Source organism: Streptomyces melanosporofaciens (assembly GCF_900105695.1).
Taxonomy (GTDB): Bacteria; Actinomycetota; Actinomycetes; order Streptomycetales; family Streptomycetaceae; genus Streptomyces; species Streptomyces antimycoticus.
Window position 1 is genome coordinate 225,523 of the sequence record NZ_FNST01000002.1, and the last position, 22,070, is coordinate 247,592.

Genomic DNA, 22,070 nt, shown 5'->3' on the forward strand with positions numbered 1-22,070 from the left:
GCTCAATCTCCAATGCGAGGAGGTTGGTTCAGCGAGGCAGGAGAGCGGGACAGCCTGACCATGTGGGGACCGGAACACCCGGTACGCCGACCTCCATGGTGAACAGCCGTCCCGAATCGGGGGCGTTGTGTCCGCTGCTCGGCGGTCTGCTCGGCGGTGGCAGTGGTGACGACGAGCGTGTGCAGGTCAAGTCCAGCGACCCAGAGATGATATTCCACGTCGAGCGCGATGCCGTCGGGGTAGCCGTCGGTCAGGCGCAGGTGCACGCAGCGTCCCGCGCCGTCGCGGGTGTAGTCGCGTACGCAGACGGTGCGTCGGAGCGTGTCGACCCTGTACAGGGTGCGCCCGTCGGCGGACCAGGCGAGGCCGTTGGACGGGGTCAGGTCGGGGGTCGAGCATGGTGATACCGCCGTTGTGCTCCAGGCGCACGAGAGTCTCTCTCCTTGAGTCACCATCGAGGCTGAGGATGCCGACGAGGAAGCGTCCCGACGGGTCCATAGAGCCGTCGTTGAGGCGGCGGCGCTCTCCGGCGAGCGCGATGCGGGGGCCGTCGTGCCGGGTGCCGTCGGCCTCGACGACGATCAGATGCTCTTGGGCGGCCACGAGCAGGGTGCCGTCTTCAGCGACGGTGACCGCGCCAACCATCGAGTCGAAGCGATGGCGGCGCGTGACCGTGATCCGGCCGACCGGGTCGAGGGAGCCTTCCAAGACCTGCCCCGCGAGGATGTCGACCCAGAGCAGGCGCTGCCGGACGGTGTCCCACAACGGGCCCTCGGCGAGACGGAAGGCCCCGTAGGTCCCGGCAGTGGGAATCGCTACTGTCATCGGAGCGGTCCCCCCAACGGACCGAGCAAGGACCGCATTTCGTCGCACGCGTCGACCAGGGTGCTCAGCGGAGTGCGGTAGGTCAGCGCGCTGACGCTCACCGCGCCGGACGGCGTCTTCGCCGAGGTCGCGTACACCGGCAGGGCCAGACAGTTGACGCCCGGCTCGTTCTCCTGATCATCCACCGCGTAGCCGCGCTCCCGGACGGCCTCGAACTCCTCATGCAGTTCAGCGGCAGTGCAATGGGTTTGCGGAGTGCGCTGCGCCAGTGCGTCGTCGCCGATCCAAGCCTCGATGTCGCCGACGGTCTTCAACTCGTCAGCGAGCAGCAGCTTTCCGACCCCCGTGGCGTGGGCGGGGTTGCGGCCGCCGACCGTGGAGGTCAGACGGACGGCGCCGGTGGGCGGGTCAATCTTGGCACGGTAGACGACATCGCGCCCGTCAAGTACCGCGTAGTGCACGGTCTCGTTGAACCGTTCGGCCAGAGCTTCCAGGACCGGGCGTAGGCGGACGTGCTCCGGGCGGGCCTCGTGGTGCGCGAAGGCCATGCGCAGGAACTCGTCGCCGAGCAGGTATCGCCCTCGTACGTCCTGGTCGGCCAGTCCGGCTCGGCGCAGCGACTGGAGTGCGCGGTGCACCGTCGGCTTGGGACTGCCCATCACCCGAGTCAGCTCTTCCAGGCTCACGCCGTCCGCATGGCGCGCGAGTTCCTTGAGGACCGCGAGCACTCGATCTGAGCCGACAAGCCCCTTGCTCTCAGCGCCAGTCGAGTTGGCCGTCAACCGTCCAATCCTTTCACAGCCGGGGGGGGTTTCGATCTGTCGAACGTCTGCGTATCGTCCATGACATTCCGAAGATTAGACCTTTGTACCGACTATTGGAAAGGTCGCGGGTGAAGCTGCGTAGCTCACAGTGGTACGCGGGCCAGGACCGCAACGCCTACATCACCTGGAGCTGGAGGTCGACGCCGACTCGGTGCTCGTGCTGCGCGGCTGCGGCCCGAAGGGCTTCCCCGGCATGCCCGAGGTCTCCAACATGCCGCTTCCGAAGAAGCTGTTGGAGCAGGGCGTACGGGACATGGTGCGGGTCTGCGACGGCCGGTTGAGTGGTACCGCCTACGGCACGGTGGTCCTGCACGTCGCCCCGGAGGCGGCAGCGGGCCGACCGCTCGCCCTGGTCCGCACCGGGGACACCGTCGGTCTCGACGTCGCGGCCCACCGTATCGACGTGGACGTACCCGATGAGGAACTCGCCCGCCGCACCCCGAACCAGGCCACGCTCGACGGCTTCGCCAACCCCGGGCGCGGTTGGGAGCGCCTCTACGTCGACCACGTCCAGCAGGCCGACACCGGCGCCGACCTCGACTTCCTCATCGGGTCCAGCGGCTCCGCCGTCAGCCGCCAATCCCACTGACCACCCCAGGAGACGCAAGATGACGACATCTACCAGGACCGCCCTTGTCACCGGCGGCGCCGGCGGCCTGGGAGCCGCTACCGCCGAACGCCTGCGCGGCGACGGCATCCAAGCAATTACCCTCGACCTCGCCGGTGCCGACATCGAGGCGGACGTGACGGACGAGCCGACCCTGCGCCAACTCGCCCAAGACATAGGACCGGTAGACATCTTGGTGAACTCGGCCGGCATCGTCGGACCGAACACTCCGCTCCTCGACACAACCCCCGAGGAGTGGCGCCGCGTCCTCGAGGTCAACGTCATCGGAACCGTCAACACCATGCGTGCCTTCGTGCCCGGCATGCGCGAGCGCGGCTGGGGCCGCGTCGTCAACTTTGCCAGCATGGCCGGAAAGGACGGCAATCCGAACCTGTCCGTCTACTCCGCCTCCAAAGCAGCTGTGATCGCCCTGACCAAGTCCGCGGGCAAGGAGCTGGCCACCAGCGGCGTCCTCATGAACGTCGTAACTCCGGCGGTCATCGCCACCCCCATGAACGACTCCACCTCCCGTGAGGTGCTGGACCACATCACCGCACTCATCCCGATGAAGCGCATCGGTAGGCCAGAGGAGGTTGCCGAACTCGTCGCCTTCCTCGCCTCCGAACGCGTCAGTTTCTCCACCGGTGCTGTCTACGACATCAGCGGAGGAAGGGCGACGTACTGAAGGCAGTGCCGGTCTGCACCGGTCGGGGCAGTGTTGTCCCTCCGTAGACTTGCCAGGTGTCCGAACAGACGAGTACCAGCCTCAGCGGTCGCCGCTTCGAGGAAAGCCATCTCCTCGACGCCGCACGCGCCGTCTTCCACGCCGAGGGATACGCTGCCGCGCAGATCGCGGACATCGCAAGGCGAGCCGGGACGACCAAGCCGACTCTCTACGCTCGCCTCGGCAACAAGGAGGACATCTACCTCCACGTCGTCCGGCGCGAGGCAGAAATCTTTCGCGGATGGATCGCCGACGCCTACGCACACGGCAGCAGTCTGCCGCTCTCGGAGCTGGCGCAGGTCGGTATGGATCCGCTTTTCCGCTTCGCGGCCGAGCGTACCGAGGGCTTCGACCTGCTCTTCCGGGGCGAGAAGGCCGGCGACCAGCCGGGGAACCTGCGACGGGAAGTCCTCAACAACGTGACCGAGCAGCTCACCACTCTGATCAAACGCCGCCAGAAGGCCTTCGGGGCGGACCTCGGCGCTCCCTCCGACGCTCTGGCCGCCGCATGCGTCGGCGTCGCCCTCCAGGTCTGCGAGCACACCATCGACCAGGGTGGGGATCTGGGCGCTGCCCGCCATATCGCCGCCCGCTTCGTCGAGAACGCCTTCCACAACCTCGACGTCAACCCCCGGCCCCGATGACCCGTCGCCCACTGCGGCCGACCGGGCGCGTGAGCCCCGCCCAGCGGTGGTTTGTTAAGGCGGGAGTGGGAGGTAGGGGCTGAGTGGTCGGCCGGTACTGACTGCGTTGATCAGGTTCTGTAACTCTGCTGGTGGGGGCGTGCTGGACCAGGCTTTCCACCCTCTCTGGCCGGGCCGGGCGGTTGGCGGGAGTCGGTGGCGGTCCGGCTTCCCAGCAGAAGGAGAACGCGCAGTTGACCAGGGTCTGGTGGCGGCGGATGGTGCGGTCGGTACGGACTTGGAAGTCGGCCCATCCCAGTTCGTCCTTGACCTGTTTGTAGCTCTGTTCGATCCAGTTGCGGATGCCGTGGATCCGCACGATCTCGGCGAGGTCTGCGGCCGGGTGGGCGGTGTCGGTCTCGCGTGGTGAGCCGGGGCGGGGCAGGTTGGTGGCCAGGTACCAGGTGGATTTCTCCGGCAGGGTGTCCGGGTCGGTGGTGGCCACTGCCAGCCGGGTGGTGCCGTCCGGGCCCCACCAGCCCAGGGAGGCGTCGGCGGGCCACCAGGTGGTGGCGTGCCCATCGCGGAAGGTGCGGGTCACCGCCGTCCAGTCGCCGGGCCGGTCGGGGCCGTGCCAGGCCAGTTCCCGGGCGGCGTCGGCCGGGGTGTGGGCGTCGGGGCCGTAGGCCCAGGTGCCCGCGGCGGCGTTTGATGGCCATCACGAACGGCGGTCCGGCTGCGGCCAGTTCGGCGCGGAATCCGTCCTGGTCGCCGTAGGCACAGTCGGCCGCTACCGCGCGGAAGTGCCTCCCGCCTGGGTGGCCCGGCGGGCGAGTGCGGCAGCGATCTGCAGTGTCGTGGCGAAGCCCGGATCGCTGCGGCCGTGGGGGAAGTGGCGGGCGGGGGTGTAGGGCACGGCGTGCAGCGTGTAGTACAGCCGCTCGTCCGCCTACACGGTGGTGACGGTGACGACCCCGTTGTCGGTCTTGCCGTATCGGCCCAGCCACTGCCGTCCCACGTTCGCGGTCGCGGTCGCGTCCTTACAGTCGCCGGAGTCGTCGATGACCAGCACCCCACCGGCATGCGGAGCGGTGCGCGGATCATCCAGTAACCGCTCAGGACGACGGGCGTTGATCCGCTCGTGCTCCCAGGGAGATTCGGAGAGGAAGAACCGCAGCCGCTGCACTGCGGGGTGCTGGGCCCCCGCTACCGGCTCGGCCCCGGCCAGGCATGTCAGCCTTTTGTTCCGTTCCCGCGGCGCCAGCAGCCCCGTGAGGTACTGACGAAAACCCCGACGCTGGGCCAGGGAGTCGTGACGCCTGGAGCCCGAGGAGGCTGACGCGCGGACCGTGCGCGCCGCCGTCGCCGATCCCCTCGGGCCGGTCCGACGCTCCCCAACAGGCGCGCGTCGGACCGGCGGGTTCACCCAACGAGCTAGCCGTGGCAGGTGCTGTTACCCCCGCGGAGCGTGAACTGCTTGAAGAAGCTCCACGACGCTTCGGCGGTGCTGGGACCCTTCGGATCGCCGGCGTCGCCCGGCCAGTTGTGTCCCATGCCGTCCACGATCCACCGCTCGGCGATCTGACATCCCTTCGGGTCCCGGGCCACCTTCTTGGTCCAGGTGTATCCGCCGGGTTCCTGTCCGGTGACGGTCGAGGCCGGGTCGTCCCGGAAGGTGTCGCCGTCCTGCCCCGGTTTCAGAAGGTTGTCGGTGGCCAGCCACTCGAGGTAGGCGCGCCGGGTGCAGCCTCCTGGTGCAGGCTGCTCTCCGAGGACGTCGTTGGTGCCGCCGATGGTGAAGAAGGGCATCACATGCGCCCTCCGCCCCATTTCCGCGACTGCCGAAGGGGCGTACGCCGGAGCGTTCTGGTCGGTCAGGGACTGGCAGGTCTGGAAGTCCGTGCCGTATCCGCCGCCCGCGATAACGCCGATGGCCGCGTACAGGTCGGGATAGGTCGCGCCCATGGCGCTGGCCTGGAAGCCGCCCGACGACCCGCCGATGAGGTAGACGCGGTTGGAGTCCGCGTGATAGGTGGACATGGTCTCCCGGGTGATCCCGGCGATGATGTCAGCGTCACCGCCGCCGCCTCGGGTCGTGCTCGGAGGGTGATGGAAGACCGCACGCCAGCACTGCCCATCGTTATCGGGGTACGCGACGAGGAATCGCTCACGGTCCGCGACGGCGTTGACCAGGCTGGCGTCGATCATCTCCTGTGCTGTGGTCCCGCAGCCGTGCAGGTTGACGTAGAGCGGTAGCCTGTCGCTCTCCTTCCAGCCCTTTGGCACATACACCAAGTAGTCGTTCTCGCCAGTCGACGTCCTGTACGTCCGGTGGTCGACGCGGCCTTCGCCACCTCCGGTGCCGTCGGTGGCGGCACTGGCGGAGGGGACGGCGGCGAGCACCAGGAGACTCGCGGCGGCGAACCCGGCGAGTACGGTACGGAGCCAAACCGGGTGGGTGGATCGGCCTGCGGCTCCAGACCGCAGGGGTATGCCTGTACTCTTGCTCCTCCAGGCGTATTTCAAGGATGAGCGGTTCATTGGTCCTCCCAGCGCAGCACCCGTAGCCCCGGGCACTGCGCACATCGAAAGCGGAGACAAATACCGGCCTGTGCGACCCAGACCGAGAAATCTCGCGACGGGGCCTCCGGCCCCCATTCCTCACCTCCACATCCCTTGCCTGGAAACGAAGTTGCTGGTCTCGGCTCCTACGCGAGCACGTATCCGCCATCGACATGGAGGCACGTGCCGGTGGTGTAGGAGGAGTCGGGTCCCGCCAAGTAGGCGACGGCCGCCGCCACTTCCGCGGGCTCTCCCATACGGGGTATGGGCGATTGGGACACGCCGTACTCGGCGCCTGCCGCCATGGGGGATGAGATCGGCCCGGGAGCCACCGCGTTGGCGGTGATGCCCCAGGCGCCGACCTGTCGGGCGATCCAGCGGGTCAGGTTGATGGCTCCGGCCTTGGCGGAGGCGTAGGCCGCGCCGGATCGGCCGCCCCTGCCGGCCGGATCGACCGGGCCGATGCCGCCGACCTTGCCGGATACGGACGCGATGTTGATCAGGCGGCCACTCCCCTGCTCCTTCATGTGCGGGAAGACCGCTGCCTGGCAGGCGAACGCCATCGCGGTGAGGTTGGTGTCGATGTCCCGCTGCCAGGTGGCGGGACTGAGGTCCTCGAAGGATTCGCGTCCGCAGGTGCCCGCGCAGTTGACGAGGATGTCGAGACGGCCGAACTGAGTGGCGACATCGTGTATGGACGACTGGAGTTCGGGGATGTCCGTCACGTCCACGCGTACCGCGTCGGCGGCTCCGATGCGGGCTGCGGTGTCCTTGACCGTCGGCGCGATGTCCAGCAGAACGACGCGGTCACCGTCGGCGATGAGCCGTTGGGCGATGGCCTCACCGATGCCCTGCGCGGCCCCGGTGACCAGGGCGACGCGGGGGTGCGGATTCGACGGTGCGGATGGTGCGCTCACAGGCGTTCTCCGGATGTTCTCGTGGATGGGTGTCAGCTGCCGACGCGGAAACGCCGAACCTTGCCGACGCTGGTGCGCGGGAGTTCGTCGATGACGTGCCAGGCGCGTGGCCTGGCCGCGGGGGCGAGGTTGCGGACGGCCCAGGCGTCCAGGTCTTCCGCGTGGGGCGGCTCGTCGGGGTCGCGGGCGACGACGTAGGCGACGGGGACCTTGTCGCGCACGGGGTCGGGCACGCCGACAACCGCCGCCTCCAGGACACCGGGGGCCTGGGCCACGGCAGCCTCGACCTCGGTGAGGCTGACGTTCTCGCCCGACACCTTGATGACGTCGTCGACGCGGCCGGTGAACCGCAGCACGCCGTCGGCGTCGCGGGTGACGAGGTCGCCGGTCGCGAACCAGGTGCCCTCCGGACCGGTGGTGAAGACCCTGGCGGTGGTCTTCTCGTCGTCGAGGTAGCCGGCGAAGAGTTCGCGTCCAGGTGCGCCGCACACGTGGAGTTCCCCCGGCACGCCCGGGCTCGCCTCGCTCCCGCTCGCCGGGTCTGTCACGCGGATACGGCGGTCGGCGACCGGGGTACCGATCACGTTGTGAACGGGGCGCGCGCTCGCGTCGGCGCTGACGATCGCGACCGTCTCGGTCATGCCGTACAGCTGCCGAGGGCGGGTGCCGACCAATCGCGCGAACCGCTCGTAGTGCTCGATCCCCAGGCTCTGTGCGAACCACACATGCTCCAATTGGAGCGGCTGCTCTGCACTCGCGGTGCGGGCCAGGATCATCCGGATCGGCGCGGCGAACAGGCTCGCGTGAGTGACACCCAGCTCGCGGGCGTGCGCCACCCAGCGGGAGGCACTGAAGGCGGCGCTCAGCGCGACGCTCGCACCGACGGCGATCGCCGGGGCGAAGCAGTAGTACTGGGCGTTGGCGTGGAACAGGGGCAGGGTGACATGCCAGCGGTGGCGCGCTTGCAGCTGCGCCGCCTCGGCCATCACGACCGCGACGTGAGCGTAGTTGGCCTGGGTCAGGACGACCCCCTTGGGCTCCGAGGTCGTGCCGGAGGTGAACATCACCGCGAGTCGATCGTCCGCCGTGACCCGCTCGGCGGTCGTCACCGGCGTGGCCTCGGCCAAGGGGCCCGCAGCCGCGTCACCGGCGTCCTCGCCCAGTGCCAGAACCACCGGGACCCGGTCGCCCGCACCCTCCCGGTAGACCGCCTCCCGGGCGTACGCGCACACACCTACCGCGGGCCGCACCCGGCGCACCTGCCCGGCGATGTCACGTGCCGAGGACGCCGGATCGACCGGCACCAGCCAGGCGCCTAGGCGGGACGCCGCCAGCCAAAGCGCCACGAAGGCCGGGCAGTTGCGCAGCGCGACGTGCACCGGCGAGCCGGGACCGGCGCCGGCTGCCCGCAAGGCACCGGCCGCGCGCGCCACCACCGCGTCGAACTCCCCGTAGGTCCATTCGGCCACATCCCCCGACTCCGCACGGAAGACGAGAAACGGGGAGTCGGTGTGTCGGCGCACGGCCGAGTCCCAAGTGTGCTGGAACGTAGCGGAGTTCATATGCGGGATTCCTTGAGCTGAGGGGCGTTGGCAGGGCGGTCGAGGGCCGCCAGGGAGATGCCGCGCGTCTCCCTGGCACAGGCGACGGCGACGAGCGTGACAACCGACGCCGCAGCGAGGTAGAGGGCGATCGGGATCGAGCTGTCGTAGTGCTCCAGGAGCGCGACGGCGGTGATCGGCGCGAGCGAGCCGGCGGCGATCGACGTGACCTGGTAGCCGAGCGAGATACCGGAGTAGCGGATCCGGGTGGGGAACATCTCCGCCATCAGCGCGGGCTGCCCGGCGTACATCAACGCGTGCACGAGCAGGCCGATCACGATCGCGGCGAGGATGACCCCGTCGTGCGCGGTGTCCATCATGGGGAAAGCGATGAAGCCCCAGCCGCTGCCGAGGACAGCACCGGCCGCGTAGACGGGGCGTCGGCCTATCCGGTCCGTGAGGGCACCGGCCAGCGGGATGGCCACGAAGTGCACGGCATGGGCCAGGAGCAGCAGACGCAGGATGCGGGTGGTGCCGGTCTCCACGACGACCTTCAGATACGTGATCGAGAAGGTGACCACCAAGTAGTACATAAGGTTCTCTGCGAACCTGAGCCCCATCGCGGTGAGCACCTCGCGGGGATACCTGCGCACCGCCTCGAACACGCCGTACTGCTCGGCCGAGCGTTCGGCCGCCTCTGCCTGCGCGGCCTGGAACACCGGCGCGTCCGTGACGTGTGTGCGGACGTAGTAACCGATGAGGACGATGACCGCGGAGAGCCAGAAGGCGAAGCGCCAGCCCCAGGCGAGGAAGGTGTCGTCGGACAGGGTCGAGGTGAGGAGCAGCAGGACTGCGGTGGCGAGGATGTTCCCGACGGGGACGGCGGCCTGCGGCCAGCTCGACCAGAAGCCGCGGCGCTCGTCGGGGCTGTGCTCGGCGACCAGGAGCACCGCCCCTCCCCACTCGCCGCCCACCGCGAAGCCCTGGACGAAACGCAGGACGACGAGGAGCACCGGCGCCGCGTAGCCGATCGCGCCGAAGCTCGGGATGCAGCCCATACCGAACGTCGCGATGCCTACCATGACGAGGCTGACCTGGAGGAGCGTCTTGCGGCCGTAGCGGTCGCCGAAGTGGCCGAATACGAGGCCGCCCAGCGGGCGGGCGGCGAAGCCGACGGCATACGTCACGAACGCCGCGAGGATTCCCTCCAACTCACTCTCGCCCGGCGGGAAGAACACCTTGCCGAAGACCAGCGTCGCCGACGTGGCGTAGAGGAAGAACTCGTACCACTCGACGACCGTGCCGGCCATGGACGCGTACACGATGCGTCGCAGTGCCGACCCGCGCGCGCCTTCGAGAGCGGGGGTGTGAGGCATGGAAGTTCCTGTCCATGAGCGGTGCGGGGGTGCAGTACGAAGCAGGCCGGGATTCACCGGGCCAGGGGGAGGGGGTGCGCGACAGAGTTTGGATCTGCAGGAAAGTGAGGTCAATGCGCTGCACAAGGCTTGATTCGCAGTGCGGCCCTGCAAAAATGTGCATATGCTTCCCTCGCGTGCGAGCGCCGACGACCTCCTCGTCCTCCTGGAGGTCGCGCGCAGTGGCCGGTTCAGCCGGGCCGCCGAGTCCTTGCGGGTCAACCAAGTCACCGTCTCGCGGCGGATCGCCGCACTGGAGCGTGCGGTCGGCGGCAAGCTCCTCGTCCGTGCGGCTTCCGGCTGGGAGCTCACCGACCTCGGCCGGCGAGCGCTGGCCGCGGCGGAGCAAGTCGACGGTGTGCTCCAGAAGTTGGAGTCCGGTTCCGAGGTCGGGGCAGAGATCGAGGACGTCGTCCGCCTGTCGGCTCCCGACGGCTTCACCACGTTCGTCGCCGCCCCCGCCGCGGCCCGTCTGCACCAAGAGCACCCGGGAATCAGCGTCGAGATCGTCTCCGCGACCCGGCGGGCCGCGCAGCACCGCTCCGGCCTGGACATCGAGATCGTCGTCGGGGAGCCACGGGTGATACGCGCCCGCGCGCTACGGCTCGGCGGCTACGTACTCGGCCTGTACGCCACCCCGGACTATCTGGAGCGCCATGGCACGCCGACCGGATTCGACGACCTGGCCCGGCACCGCCTGATCTACTTCATCTCGTCCATGCTCCAGGTCGACGACCTCGACGTGGGACGCCGCTATCTCCCCGAGATGCGCGACGCGGTGACCTCCACCAACGTCTTCGCCCACATCGAGGCCACCTGCGCCGGCGGTGGCATCGGGCTGCTGCCCACCTTCATGATCAAACCCCACCGTGGCCTCGTCAGGCTGCTGCCGGACGAGGCCACGGTCGAGATGGCCTATTGGCTCGTCGCCCGCGAGGACACCCTGCGACGCCCTTCGGTCGCCGCCATGGTGAAGCAACTCAGGCAGACGATGCGCGAGATGGGCAACGTGCTGTCCACCACCGCCGCGCCGGAGGCGTGAGACCGCCGGGAGAGGCGCTCACGAGCGCACGCAGGTGAAGTTCTCGGCCCGGTCCACGTCGCCGCGGCCGTTGTACCGGGGCCACTCCGGGTACTGGCACAGCGGCCTGGTACGCCCATCGGCGGACGGACCGAGGTCAGTGACGACCGGCTCGTGCGGCGCGATCCCCTTCTCGGCCCACCGCTGAAGTGCGGTCACCGAGTCCCAGCCACCCGTGAACGCGGCGGGGCCTCCGTGGCCCATGCCGGGGATGGTGTACATCCGCAGGAACTTGGCGGCGCCCCGCGGACCCATCGTCGTGCGGACCCGCTCGTAGTACTCGGCGGTCGAGCGGGGACTGACGGCCGGATCGGCCAGGCCGTGCACGAGTATCAGCTTCCCGCCCGCCTTGGCGAACTCGCTGAGGTCGGGGTTGTTGATGTCCTGCAGTGCGGTCAGCTCGCTGATCCGCTTCTTCCACTTCCCGGGCTTCTTCGGGTCGAAGGTCAGTCCGTCGAAGTCGGGGTCGCGGGTGACGAAGTACTTCGCCCACTGGTCCCAGAAGCTGGCGGCGAAGGCCGCCGTGGAGTCCAGGGGGCGATCCGGAACCCTGCTGCCGATGCCGAGCCCGGACGTGCCCATGTCAGCTCCGGACAGGAAGGCCATACCGGGATAGCCGCGCTCACCGCTGCCCAGCTTGTAGCCCCACTTGATGGGTGAGGAGAGCTCCCGTACCGCTTCGATCTGCGCGTCGGACAGACAGCTGGGACCGCGGTCCTCGCCGTCCTCACAGCGCAGTACCTTCGGGTCGAAGTGGCAGCCCGCCTCGTCGGAGATGACGCCGTCGCGTACCCCGTCGTCGCCGTCACACGCCTTCATGACACTGTCGTAGACCAGCTTCTGCTTCTCGGAGTTCGGGAAGGCGCCAGGACGCCGCAGGATCTCGGTCATGTGACCGAAGAACAGGTCGAGTGTGGCGGCGTTCCAGGCCGGAGCGTTGGAGATCACACCGTCGAAGTCCCGCGGCCAACGCTGCGCCACGGCCAGGGCCTCACGGCCGCCGCTGGACACGCCAGCGAAGTAGGAGTGGCTGGGCTGCTCGCCGTAGCGCTCGTTGATGATGAACATCGCGGCGTCACGTGTCTTCTTGAGCGCGTCCGCGGCGAAGTTGCGCAGTGCCTCGTCGTTGAGCGCGAAGGCGCCCGAGTTGGCGTCGCCCGCGGTGACCTGGTGGCCGGAGTCGCTGCCGAAGACCGCGAAGCCGCGGGCGAGCGGGGCGCCTTCGCCGGGGCCTCCGAAGGGGACGTCGGCGATGGGCGCGGGTATGATGCCGTCGTAGCCTCCACCGCCGAACATCATCGCCCTGCCGTTCCACTCCACCGGGAGCGCGACGCTCATCTCGATGTTCGGAGCCTTGGGGTCGACAGGGAGAATCTCCGCGTCGACCTGGCAGTACTCACCGATGGCCCCGGGACCCGTTCCGGAGGCGGGGACGGTCTTCGCTGCGGTGACCCGTCCTCCCGACGTCGGGAGGCCCAAGGCGTGGGCGGGGATGGTGAGTTGGGCGAGCTTCTCGCAACCGGTGGGTGGACCGGTCGCGGCTCCGGCCGTCGTGGGCAGCGAGACCAACGTGGGCACCACGATGACGGCGGCTGCCAGTACACGCACAAGGGCGGCTCTCATGGCTTCTCCTCGGAGAATCGGGCAGAACTGCGACGGGCGTAACGCTAGGGAGCAGGTCCCGCGCTGGGAATGCGTCAGCAGTGCACAGTTGCGCATGTGTGAACTGCACTTGTGTGGAAGGGACATGAGCTGCGCGAGCGCGCTGCGCCCCCATGGCGTCACTTGTGGCAGGCGGTGTTGCCGCGGCGGAGGGTGAACTGCTTGAAGAAGCGGCACGACGCCTTCGAATCGCACGGCCCCTTGGGGTCGTTGAAGGTTCCCGCGTACTCCGGGTCCGTGGTGCCACCGGGCCAGTAGTGCGCCATGCCGTCCACGATCCACCGTTCGGCGATCTGACAGCCGTCCCGGCCCCGGGCCACCTTGCTGGTCCACGTAAGGTTCGCGTGCATCTTCTTTTCGGCTGTCGTGCCGCAGCCGTGCACCTCACGTACGGGAGCCGACCCGCGCAGCGTCTCGTCGGGCAGCCGCGCGGGATCGACCGCCCGGCCTACGCCCCCGTCACGACGCGGCCACGTCGAGCGCGCTGATCCCGAACGCCCCCTCGACCGAACCCGGCTTGCGGCATGTCATCGTCAGGCGGAGACGGCTGCCGCAGATGGCATCGAAGGTGAGGACGGTGGGCTCGCCGGACGCAGCGGCCCAGTCGATGTCGACGCCGGACACTGGCACGTACCGTTCGCCGTCCCACACGGCCACCCCGACCGACGCGGGCAGCGAGTGCCTGGCGTCGACGGTGAAGGACGCCTCGACCCGGCCGATCGTGCGCGGCCCCTCTTTGGGGTCCCACTCCACGGACACCCAGTCCCGCGGACGGGCGCCGTTGAAGGCGGGCAGGACGGCGGTGGGGGACTTCTGGAAGGCGTTGGACCACTGGGTGGCCGGGTCGCCGTCGAGCATCGCGGCAGGCAGGGTGTCGGTCGCACCCGAGTAACTGGCGTCCGCGAGAGGGTACTTGGGGGCGCCCCGACCGGGGTCAGGTGCGAACGGTTCGGCGGGCGCGACGGGCGCGCCCGCGGGCCCGGTCACCCGCACGGTCGCCTTACCCGCCCGCAGCCCCAGCGAGCGGGCGGTGACGGTGAGTGTGCCGGGCTTCGTGCCCGCCCGGACGATCGCGAGGGCGAGGCCGTGGAACGCGGTGCGCGTACTGGCCTGATAACGCTCGGCGCTCTCCTGCCGGCCGTTGTCCACGCCCGCCAACTGTCCGCCCTCCACCGCGAATTCGACGTGGTGCTCGGCGTCGGGCACGACCACGCCGCGCGCGTCGACGACCTCGGCGGTGACGAACACCAGCGAACGCCCGTCGGCGGCAAGGGACGTGCGGTCGGGGGTGAGCCGGACGGCATGCGGCTTCCCGGCGGTGCGCCGCACGTCTGTCGCCAGGGTCTTCCCGCCCTTGCGGGCCACGGCCTTCAGCTCACCGGGCGCGAACGGCACCTTCCACGTCAGGTGCAGCTTTCCCGCGCTGCCGTTCGGGCTGGTGTAGCTGCCCGGGTAGGGGCCGGAGGTGACGGTCTTGTCGTCGCCGGTCGCCTCCGTAGTCTCCAGGTACGTCCGGCCGTCGGCGGTCTTCTTCTCGTCGAAGGAGCGCACCCCCATGGAACGGCCGTTGAGGTACAGCTCGACCTCGGCGACGTTCGCGTACGCCCACACCTCCACCTCGTCGCCGTCCTGGTGCGTCGTCCAGTCCATGGGCAGCAGGTGCACCATCGGCCCGTCGGTCCACTGGCTGCGGAACAGGTGGTACATGTCCTTCGGGAACCCGGCGGTGTCGACGGCGCCGAAGAAGGCCCCCTTCACCGGGAACACGTCGTACGGCCACGGCTCGCCGACGTAGTCGATGCCCGACCACAGGAACTCCCCGGCGAGGAAGCGCCGGTCGCGGTCCTTCTTCAGGTCGTACTCGCCGCTCATGGCCCAGGGGGCGAGGTAGTTGTCGTAGGAGGAGGTGGCGCGCCTGCCCGGGGTGTGGTTCGCGCCGGTGTTGAGGTGCTGCGGCTCCTGGTACGTGCCGCGCGTCGAGCCCGCGGACGAGGCCTCGGACACGAAGAGGAACAGGTGCGGGTAGCGCTGGTGCAGCGCGTCGACGGAGGCTGCGGTGTTGTAGTTGAGACCGAGCCCGTCGAGCATCGCGACGATCTTGTCGGCGGGCGAGCCCGCCTCTGGCAGCGAGCGGTACTTGTCGGAGCCGATGACGACCGGGCGGGTGCCGTCGAGCGCCTTGACGTCGGCGATGAGGCGCTCCGCCATGGCGATGCCCTCGGTATGAATGGAGTCGGGGATCTCGTTGCCGATGGACCACATGAGAACGGCAGACGAGTTGCGGGCGGCGCGCACCATCTCGGCGATGTCGGCGTCGGAGTGCTCGTCAAAGAACCGGCCGTAGTCGTAGCGGCTCTTGCCGGTGCGCCAGCAGTCAAAGGCCTCGACGAGCATGATGAGCCCGAGATCCTCGCACGCCTCGATGACCTCGGGCGCGGGCGGGTTGTGGGAGGTGCGCAGGGCGTTGACGCCCATGGACTTCATGACGGTCAACTGGCGTCGCACCGCGTCCGGGTGGACGGCGGCGCCGAGCGCCCCGAGGTCGTGGTGCAGGTTGACGCCCTTGATCTTCGTGTAGGTGCCGTTGAGCGAGAAGCCCTCGTCGGGGTCGAAGGTGGCGTGCCGGACGCCGAAACGGGTGCGGTAGGTGTCGACGGTGCGGCCGTCGACGCGCAGGTCGGTGACCAGGGTGTACTGGTGATGCGGCGTCTCGATGGACCACAGGTCCGGGTCCTCGATGCGGAGTTGGACGCGGTCGCTCTTGCCGTCCGTGCCGACTCCCTCGAGGGCCGACTCGGCGCGAGCGACACGGCGGCCCTTTGCGTCGCGGACCGTGGAGAGGACCGTGATGCCACGCGCGGCGCCGGAGGCGTTGGCGACTCTCGTGCGGATGTCGACGGTCGCGTAGCCGTTCGTCAGCGTCTTCGCGAGGTCGGGCGTGGTGACGAACGTGCCCCAGCGCTCGACATGCACAGGTTCGGTGACCACGAGGCGGACCCGGCGGTAGATGCCGCTGCCGGAGTACCAGCGGCTGCTGGGCACCTGGTTGCGGACCTGAACGGCGAGGACGTTGGAGGTCGCGCCGTCGATGTGGAGGAGGTCGGTGATGTCGTGGGCGAAACCGGTGTAGCCGTAGGGGTGGTGGGTGACGAGCTCGCCGTTCACGTAGACGTGGGCGTCCATGTAGACGCCGTCGAACTCGACGGAGATGCGCTTGCCCGCGAATCCGGCCGGCACGGTGAACGTCTTGCGGTACCAGCCGAGTCCACCGGGCAGGAACCCGGTGCCGCTCGTCGTGTTGTGCGCGGTGGTCGGGGTCTGCTCGATGGACCAGTCGTGCGGGACGGCGACCATCCGCCAGTCCCCGTCGTCGTACCCGGGCCGCTCGGCGCCCGCGTACACGCCACTCGCCTCGGCGCCGCCGTCCGGGCTGACCAGCGCGAAGCGCCAGCCCTCGGCGAGCTCGATGCTGCGGCGCCCGACGCTGCCCGCGCGCCCTTCGGCGGCACCGGCCGCGGGCTCGGCGAGTGCCGCCGCGACGGGGGCGGCCGCGCTCACGGCAAGGACGGACCTACGGCTGATCGAACCGACGGTTCTACGACTAGCAGACATGTGAAAGTCCTACCTTTCAAGGCACGGGTCTGATCAGTCATTCTTAAGATCGGCGGGCCCAGGGACTCTGGGTATGGCTGTGTGGGACTGAGCCCGCGGCGAGTCGCCGGGCGTCGTCGAGGTCGCCGCCGGGCCGATGGCGTGCCCGCAGACGTGGATGTCAACGCCGACGCAAGCGGCGGCCGCCTTCCAGTCGAAGATGTCCTTGGCGGCCCGCGAGGCAATGAGTCCGGCGAGGACCTCGGCGGCGGCCGCGAGAGACAGCGGACGGGGCGAAGGCGCTTGTCAGTCTCCTTCCTGTGTGGTGGCCTCGGGGCAGACAGGGATGAGCTTGCGCAGTTCGGCGGCGGAGCCCGCAGGCGGCTGGGGGTCGGTGAAGCGGCAGCCGAACGTCGGGGACGCCACGTTCTTCCGGTCGAGGATGTCGTCGCCGACTGGGCGGTCTGCCTTGTCCCCTCGCGCCTCGCGGTCCTTCACCCAGGCGGTGAGATCCTTCCACGCCGCGCCCAGTTCGGCGTCGGTGAATTCGCAGTGCAAGGCGGACCGTATCCCACGGTTGACGAGCAGGCCGGCCTGGTCGTTGTCGGCCACCTCTTTGGTGTAGGTCCGCTGCAGGGACAGCGGTACGAGCAGCTCGCCGATGTTGTGCATGCTCATCACCGGCACACGCGGCTTGCCCAGGACGCGGGGCATGTCATTGAGCTCCACGCTGTTGCGCTCGCCCCAGCTGTCCGGGGCCACGCGCTCGACCGTCCGGTTGATGTCGACCGGAGTGGTCGGCCTGTAGCGCGTGGTGAGGTTCTGTGACTGGCTGCTGCCGCCGTCGGCCGGCGCGAGTCGCAGCACGGTGTCCGCGTAGAAGCCGAGTGCCACGTCCACCCCAGGCCGCGGTCCGCCGGTGAGCTCGGTCAACGTCTGCTGGTACTGCCGTCCGGCGGCGGTCGTGGGGGTGCCACCCGGCTTCAGGCCGGTGAGCCCGAGCCGCTCCTTGATCAGCGGCAGTGCCTTCGTGCCGTAGTCGTCCCCGGCCGGGTAGGCGTCGACCCCGGCCAGGGCCTGCGCCGCGAGGTTCGCGTCGAGGAAATAGTCGTCGTGCCGTCGGTCGCCGACCTGGCCGCAGAGGTTTAGCGCGCCGCTGTAGTAGCGCGGGTACTCCTCGAGCGAACGGGCGATCACGTGGCCGCCCATGGAAACGCCGGACATGTAGGTGCGCGCGGGGCGTTGGTCGAGCAGTTGGGCGGCGGCGTACTCGGCGAGGTCGCGGGAGCTCGTGACCGCGGGGCCCACGTCGGTGCCGGTGGTGGGGTAGCTCGAAGCGGCCCAGGCATAGCCCTCCTCGACGAACTGCTTCCGCAGCCCGCCGCCCGGCGCCTCCGCCCTGAGGACCTTCTCCTCACCCTGGTAGCCGTGGGCCCAGATGACCAGATCTCCGTTCCAGTCGGGCGGCACCTCCGCGTAATAGGCCGCATGCCGGTAGATTCCCTGTTCGACGCGGGTGGGTTCACCGTCGACCATGAGCGGGGCCAGCGGCGGGGTGCCGTCCGTGTAGCCGGGCAGCGGCTCGCTCCCGTTGGGATCGTCCGCGGCGGCCGGGCCCACGGGCGAGAGCACCAGGGCTGCTGTGCACACCGCGAGCAGCAGGGTGAAGCTTCTGTTCGATCGCACTATGCCCTCCATTGGGTGCTGCGGATCCCGGTTCGGCGCGGCGGCGTCAGGGGCGGCGCGCCGAACCGGAGACAGAGGGGTGGAGCTGCTCACTTTGATCGGGTCACTCCGTCGTGAGACGGGAGTCAACGCTTGCGCAGTCGGGCTGCCATCCGGTCGAGGGTGGCGTGTGCGGCGTCGAGGCCGACGATGTTGAGGTGGCCGTGCAGCACGCCTCCCGAGCGCACCTGCTCGACCTCGACGCCGGCGGCACGCAGCTGCTCGGCGAACAGTTCGCCGCTACTGCGCAGGCTGTCGAACTCGTCGTTGTCGATGTAGGTCGGGGGAAGCCGCCAAGGTCCTCGGCGCGGCCCGGGAACACATACGCGGACGCGGTCTCGACCGGGGCGCCGTCCAGCATGAGGGCGATCAGCGGATCAAACTGCTCGTTGCCGAAGACCAGCGGGGCGGGCACCTGCGTCAGGGCAGCGGCGAGTTCGTCCGAGGGGGCCGGGAGGGGTGCGTGGACGAGCGGGTACAGCAGCAGCGCCTGCCAGGGGGTCTCACCCCCGTCCCGCAGCCGCAGGGTGGCACCCGCCGCGAGGTTGCCTCCGGCGCTGGCCCCGCCCAGGGCGATCCGGGCCGGGTCGACGCCGAGGTCCGCGGCGTTGCCACGCACCCAGCGGTAGGCGGCGACGACGTCGTCGTGCTGGGCGGGGAAGTGCACGTCCTCACTGCACAGGCGGTAGTCGACAGAGACGACGACGGCGTCGGCGCGGCCGGCGACACCGCGCGCGGTCTCGTGGGCTTCGGGCATGTCGAGGTCGCCGCCGACCCAGGCGCCGCCGTGCAGCCAGACCAAGCAGGGCCGCGGGGACGAAGCCGCCCCGGCCGGGCGGTAGATACGCACGGGGATCGCCGGGCCGGGTCCGGGGATCGCTCGGTCCTCGATCTCCAGGTCCCAGTCCTCGGGAGGGCCGAGCGGGGCTCCAAGCGCCTCGAAGTCCGCGATGGAGCGGCCGTCTTGCGGCTTCTTGTTGAGTTCCTTGATACGTCGGCCGATCTCGGGATCGTATTCATGACGCGGGAGCGCGGGCATGCGTGCCTCCAACGGGCAGAAGGGGAAAAGCTACGGTTGAAAGTGCGGCGTGCTCAGACGGCCTCGCCACCACCCCCGCTTCCCGCGGCGGCGACGAGGGCCCCGATGGCTTCCTGGTCGAGCCCGAGGGTGGGGCCGTCGACCCTGACGAGCGGGATCTGGGCGGCGGCGGCCAGGGCCATCGGGCTGATGTCGTCCAGCCGGACCGCGCCGGGGTGTGCGTCGAGCCGCTCGCGCAGGAGCTTGCCGCCGACCGGGTGGTCCAGCCACTCCCCCAGCGACGACTGTTCGGTGAGCACCTCCACATGACCGTCGCCGGGGGTGTGCAGTTCGGTGCGTAGCCGGATGTCGCGGGAGGATGCCCCCCACTTCGACGGTGAACGTGCCCGGGTCGATGCGCCAGCCGTCCCTCCGGACCGAGTACCGGGCCAGATCGCGGCCGGTGAGCCAGATCGGATCCGCTGCCCCATGGACGAGCAGCAGCTTTCCTGGCCGAGTCGCTACTGAAGACGGTGAAGCCGCGGGCGAGCGGGGTGCCGTCGCCGTCGCCTCCGAAGGGGACGTCGAACATGAGCGGAGTGATGAAGCCGTCATAGCCTCCCCCAACCGAACATCATCGCCCTGCCGTTCCACTCGACCGGGAGCGCGACGCGCATCTCGATGTTCGGGGCTTCGGGGTCGACGGGAAGCAGCTCCGCGTCGACCTGGCAGTACGCGCCGATGGCCTCGGCACCTGCGCCGGAGGCGGGTACGGACTTCGTCCCGGTGACACGTCCTCCCGACGCCGGGAGACCCAGGGCGTCGGCGGCAATGGCCAGGTCGGCGAGCTCTTCGCACCCGGCGGTTGGCCCCGTCGCGGCCCCGGACGTCGCCGGGAGCGAGACGAGGGCGAGTACCGCGACGACGGGTGCTGTCAGTGCGCGGAGAAGAGTGGATCTCATGGCCTCTCCTCGGTTTGAGGCAGGACGTTGCCCGACCCCGTGTCAGCAGTGATGCGGCTCGCGGTCCGAACAGTGGAATTGGGCGACCGCAACGCTAGGTAGCGGGCCCTGTGCTGGGAATGAGCCGACAGTGGGCAGTTGCGCAATTCTGAACTGCAGTTTTGTGAAGTGCGCTGGCCTGCCTGCGCCTTCTCTGCACAGCCGGCTACCGGCACAGCGCGCTGCGGGATCATATGCGGCAACGCGTGTTTCCGCCGCTGAGCGTGAACTGTTCGAAGAACCTCCACGAGGCCTCCGAAGCGCTGGGTCCCTTTGGATCGTTGAACGTTCCCGCGTACTCGGGGTCCGTCGTACCACCGGGCCAGTAGTGCAACATGCCGTCCACAACCCACCGCTCAGCGATCTGACAACCGTCCCGCCCCCGCCCACCTTGCTGGTCCAGGCGTAGCCGTCGGGGACCTGTCCGGTCGTGGTCGAGGCTGGGTCCTCCCTGAACATGTCGCCGTCCTTCCTCGGCTTCAGGAGGTTGTTGACGGCGAGCCACTCCAGATAGGCATGCCGAGCACACCCACCGAGCACGGGCTGTTCGCCGAGCGGGTCGCCGGTGCCGCCGATCGAGAAGAAGGGCATCACGTGCGCCCGCCGTCCCATCTGCTCGACGGCCTGTGGTGCGTAGAGGGGGGCGGTGGCATCAGGCACGACCGCGCAGGAGAGGAAGTCCATCCCGTAGCCGCCGCCCGCCGAGACGCCGGCTGCTGCGTACACATCGGGGTAGGCGGCGGCCGTCGCACTCGCCTGGAAGGCACCCACACGGTACGCAGCCATCGCTGGTGAGCCGACCGGCAGAAGGATCTCCGGCACGCCCCAGGGCGCACGGATGCACCAGGGCTGGGGCGCTTGCGACATTGCTTGCGGAACGAGCGGATCACGTGGTCCTTCCAACTCGGCGGCCCGGGAGGCGAGTCGACGCGCCCCGGGCCACCGAAGGCCATGGATGGAACATGAAGTGCTCGGATCAGGGACAGTTGAGGACCGTCGACGGACATCGACGTTCGTCGGCCCGCGCCGGAATGGCCCGCGAGCTACAGAGTCGCCTCGCCCGGTGACCAATCCTCCGGGAGCGCGCTGGAGGTCGATGCCGAGCTGGCAACGTCGACGAACGAGCCCGTATCGATCGATTCGGTGACGGAGACCATGGCGTCCAGGACGTGGTGGGCCAACTGCCCGGTGGCGCGGTGCGGATCACCGCTGCGGATGGACCGCGCCATGTCGAGCACGCCGAGGCCCCGACCGTCCGCCGGACCCGTGGTCTCGACCGTGGTCCACTCGCTTCCGCCTGCGGGCCACATCTTCAGCTCGCCGTCGAAGAAATTCGGATCGGGGAGCGAAAGCGTCGCCTCGGTGCCGGTGATCTCGACAAGCCCCGCTCGGATGTGCGGGGTGTCAAAGCTGAAGATGCTGTTCGCGGAGCCACCGGACGCGAATTCGATCAAGGCGCTCACGTGCGTGGGCACCTCGACCGCGAACTCCTCGCCCATTCGCGAGCCCGAGCCGACGGTGCGGGTGGCTTTGGCCGTGGAGCCGACCGCCGAGACCCGGCGGACGCTGCCGAAGGTCTGCACGAGTGCGGTGAGGTAGTACGGGCCCATGTCGAACAGCGGCCCCGCGCCACGCTGGAACAGGAAGGACGGGTTGGGGTGCCAGGACTCCGGGCCAGGTGTCTGGAAAATGGTGTGGGCCGTGAGCGGAACCCCGATGTCGCCGCGTTCGATGACACGCCGGGCCGTCTGCAATCCGGCCCCGAGGAAGGTGTCCGGGGCGCACCCAAGGCGCAGGCTGGCCTCGTCCGCCTCCTTCAGCAGCCGGAGCCCGCTCTCCCGGTCCAGCGAGAAGGGCTTCTCGCTCCACACGTGCTTGCCCGCCCGCAGCGCCGCGGTCGCGATCTCGACGTGGGCTGCCGGTGTCGTGAGGTTGACGATGACCTCCACGTCCG

At 69.4% G+C, this 22,070-nt stretch carries 17 protein-coding genes and 3 pseudogenes; 4 read left to right on the forward strand and 16 right to left on the reverse strand.

Features of this window, described 5'->3' with window-relative positions; genetic code table 11:
• Positions 1-2 precede the first annotated feature (2 nt).
• From BLV72_RS51860 to BLV72_RS03635, 3 genes and pseudogenes are all read right to left on the reverse strand, one after another.
• On the reverse strand, positions 3-455 hold the full coding sequence (locus BLV72_RS51860) for an SMP-30/gluconolactonase/LRE family protein (protein WP_425288501.1): 453 nt from the start codon (positions 453-455) through the stop codon (positions 3-5).
• Positions 406-825, reverse strand: a pseudogene (locus BLV72_RS03630) (SMP-30/gluconolactonase/LRE family protein); the annotation flags it as partial. The pseudogene BLV72_RS03630 and the gene BLV72_RS51860, both read right to left, overlap by 50 nt.
• Positions 822-1,607, reverse strand: coding sequence for an IclR family transcriptional regulator (locus BLV72_RS03635; RefSeq protein ID WP_244320629.1), 786 nt, complete (start codon positions 1,605-1,607; stop codon positions 822-824). The pseudogene BLV72_RS03630 and the gene BLV72_RS03635, both read right to left, overlap by 4 nt.
• 172 nt (positions 1,608-1,779) lie before the next feature.
• On the opposite strand from BLV72_RS03635, the pseudogene BLV72_RS03640 reads away from it, so the two are divergent.
• The 3 genes and pseudogenes from BLV72_RS03640 to BLV72_RS03650 form a co-directional block, all read left to right on the forward strand.
• Positions 1,780-2,238: pseudogene (locus BLV72_RS03640) on the forward strand (dihydroxy-acid dehydratase); the annotation flags it as partial.
• Positions 2,239-2,257: 19 nt separating this feature from the next.
• Positions 2,258-2,941 (forward strand): SDR family NAD(P)-dependent oxidoreductase, encoded by a 684-nt coding sequence (locus BLV72_RS03645; protein ID WP_093460236.1) that lies wholly within the window; start codon positions 2,258-2,260, stop codon positions 2,939-2,941.
• A gap of 56 nt (positions 2,942-2,997) precedes the next feature.
• On the forward strand, positions 2,998-3,624 hold the full coding sequence (locus BLV72_RS03650) for a TetR/AcrR family transcriptional regulator (protein ID WP_093460237.1): 627 nt from the start codon (positions 2,998-3,000) through the stop codon (positions 3,622-3,624).
• Here BLV72_RS03650 and BLV72_RS51865 read toward each other — a convergent pair.
• The 5 genes and pseudogenes from BLV72_RS51865 to BLV72_RS03675 form a co-directional block, all read right to left on the reverse strand.
• A pseudogene (locus tag BLV72_RS51865) lies at positions 3,605-4,912 on the reverse strand (IS701 family transposase); the annotation flags it as partial. The gene BLV72_RS03650 and the pseudogene BLV72_RS51865 sit on opposite strands and share 20 nt — an antisense overlap.
• Positions 4,913-5,037: 125 nt before the next feature.
• Complete coding sequence (locus BLV72_RS03660; protein WP_167746294.1) at positions 5,038-6,006, reverse strand: extracellular catalytic domain type 1 short-chain-length polyhydroxyalkanoate depolymerase; 969 nt, start codon at positions 6,004-6,006, stop codon at positions 5,038-5,040.
• A gap of 305 nt (positions 6,007-6,311) precedes the next feature.
• On the reverse strand, positions 6,312-7,082 hold the full coding sequence (locus tag BLV72_RS47745; RefSeq protein WP_167746295.1) for an SDR family NAD(P)-dependent oxidoreductase: 771 nt from the start codon (positions 7,080-7,082) through the stop codon (positions 6,312-6,314).
• A 32-nt stretch (positions 7,083-7,114) separates the two neighbouring features.
• Entirely contained in the window at positions 7,115-8,644 is a 1,530-nt protein-coding gene (locus BLV72_RS03670) for a class I adenylate-forming enzyme family protein (protein WP_093460240.1), read from the reverse strand.
• Positions 8,641-9,999, reverse strand: coding sequence for an MFS transporter (locus BLV72_RS03675; protein WP_093460242.1), 1,359 nt, complete (start codon positions 9,997-9,999; stop codon positions 8,641-8,643). The genes BLV72_RS03670 and BLV72_RS03675 overlap by 4 nt, the downstream gene beginning before the upstream one ends.
• A 163-nt stretch (positions 10,000-10,162) precedes the next feature.
• Here BLV72_RS03675 and BLV72_RS03680 point away from each other — a divergent pair, with 163 nt between their 5' ends.
• Positions 10,163-11,080 carry a LysR family transcriptional regulator gene (locus BLV72_RS03680; protein WP_093460243.1) on the forward strand — a complete coding sequence of 306 codons (918 nt, stop codon included), beginning with the start codon at positions 10,163-10,165 and terminating at the stop codon, positions 11,078-11,080.
• A gap of 18 nt (positions 11,081-11,098) precedes the next feature.
• On the opposite strand, the gene BLV72_RS03685 is transcribed toward BLV72_RS03680, so the two are convergent.
• The 8 genes from BLV72_RS03685 to BLV72_RS03720 form a co-directional block, all read right to left on the reverse strand.
• Positions 11,099-12,742, reverse strand: coding sequence for a tannase/feruloyl esterase family alpha/beta hydrolase (locus BLV72_RS03685; protein ID WP_093460245.1), 1,644 nt, complete (start codon positions 12,740-12,742; stop codon positions 11,099-11,101).
• Positions 12,743-12,900: 158 nt separating this feature from the next.
• Positions 12,901-13,131: a hypothetical protein gene (locus BLV72_RS03690; protein ID WP_093460246.1), complete on the reverse strand. Its 231-nt coding sequence runs from the start codon at positions 13,129-13,131 to the stop codon at positions 12,901-12,903.
• 109 nt (positions 13,132-13,240) lie between these two features.
• Entirely contained in the window at positions 13,241-16,393 is a 3,153-nt protein-coding gene (locus tag BLV72_RS03695; protein ID WP_093460248.1) for a glycoside hydrolase family 2 TIM barrel-domain containing protein, read from the reverse strand.
• 285 nt (positions 16,394-16,678) lie between these two features.
• Positions 16,679-18,058: an alpha/beta hydrolase family protein gene (locus BLV72_RS03700; RefSeq protein WP_208905525.1), complete on the reverse strand. Its 1,380-nt coding sequence runs from the start codon at positions 18,056-18,058 to the stop codon at positions 16,679-16,681.
• A gap of 103 nt (positions 18,059-18,161) precedes the next feature.
• On the reverse strand, positions 18,162-19,136 hold the full coding sequence (locus BLV72_RS03705; RefSeq protein WP_093460249.1) for an alpha/beta hydrolase: 975 nt from the start codon (positions 19,134-19,136) through the stop codon (positions 18,162-18,164).
• A 53-nt stretch (positions 19,137-19,189) separates the two neighbouring features.
• Entirely contained in the window at positions 19,190-19,435 is a 246-nt protein-coding gene (locus tag BLV72_RS03710; protein ID WP_143059739.1) for a hypothetical protein, read from the reverse strand.
• 291 nt (positions 19,436-19,726) lie between these two features.
• The gene (locus tag BLV72_RS03715) at positions 19,727-20,077 is read right to left on the reverse strand and encodes a hypothetical protein (RefSeq protein ID WP_093460252.1); all 351 of its coding nucleotides are present in this window, start codon (positions 20,075-20,077) and stop codon (positions 19,727-19,729) included.
• 1,082 nt (positions 20,078-21,159) lie between these two features.
• A complete protein-coding gene (locus tag BLV72_RS03720) occupies positions 21,160-22,065 on the reverse strand; it encodes a Gfo/Idh/MocA family protein (protein ID WP_244320632.1) in 906 nt (301 codons plus the stop codon).
• Positions 22,066-22,070: the final 5 nt, after the last annotated feature.

Excerpts from the sequence above, each read along its gene's own strand:
- BLV72_RS03685 (WP_093460245.1), bottom strand. The coding sequence starts at position 12,742 with ATGAGAGCCGCCCTTGTGCGTGTACTGGCAGCCGCCGTCATCGTGGTG.
- BLV72_RS03705 (WP_093460249.1), bottom strand. The coding sequence starts at position 19,136 with ATGCCCGCGCTCCCGCGTCATGAATACGATCCCGAGATCGGCCGACGT.
- BLV72_RS03680 (WP_093460243.1), top strand. The coding sequence starts at position 10,163 with ATGCTTCCCTCGCGTGCGAGCGCCGACGACCTCCTCGTCCTCCTGGAG.
- BLV72_RS03675 (WP_093460242.1), bottom strand. The coding sequence starts at position 9,999 with ATGCCTCACACCCCCGCTCTCGAAGGCGCGCGCGGGTCGGCACTGCGA.
- BLV72_RS03690 (WP_093460246.1), bottom strand. The coding sequence starts at position 13,131 with ATGCACGCGAACCTTACGTGGACCAGCAAGGTGGCCCGGGGCCGGGAC.
- BLV72_RS03670 (WP_093460240.1), bottom strand. The coding sequence starts at position 8,644 with ATGAACTCCGCTACGTTCCAGCACACTTGGGACTCGGCCGTGCGCCGA.
- BLV72_RS03645 (WP_093460236.1), top strand. The coding sequence starts at position 2,258 with ATGACGACATCTACCAGGACCGCCCTTGTCACCGGCGGCGCCGGCGGC.
- BLV72_RS03715 (WP_093460252.1), bottom strand. The coding sequence starts at position 20,077 with ATGAGATCCACTCTTCTCCGCGCACTGACAGCACCCGTCGTCGCGGTA.
- BLV72_RS51860 (WP_425288501.1), bottom strand. The coding sequence starts at position 455 with ATGGTGACTCAAGGAGAGAGACTCTCGTGCGCCTGGAGCACAACGGCG.
- BLV72_RS03695 (WP_093460248.1), bottom strand. The coding sequence starts at position 16,393 with ATGTCTGCTAGTCGTAGAACCGTCGGTTCGATCAGCCGTAGGTCCGTC.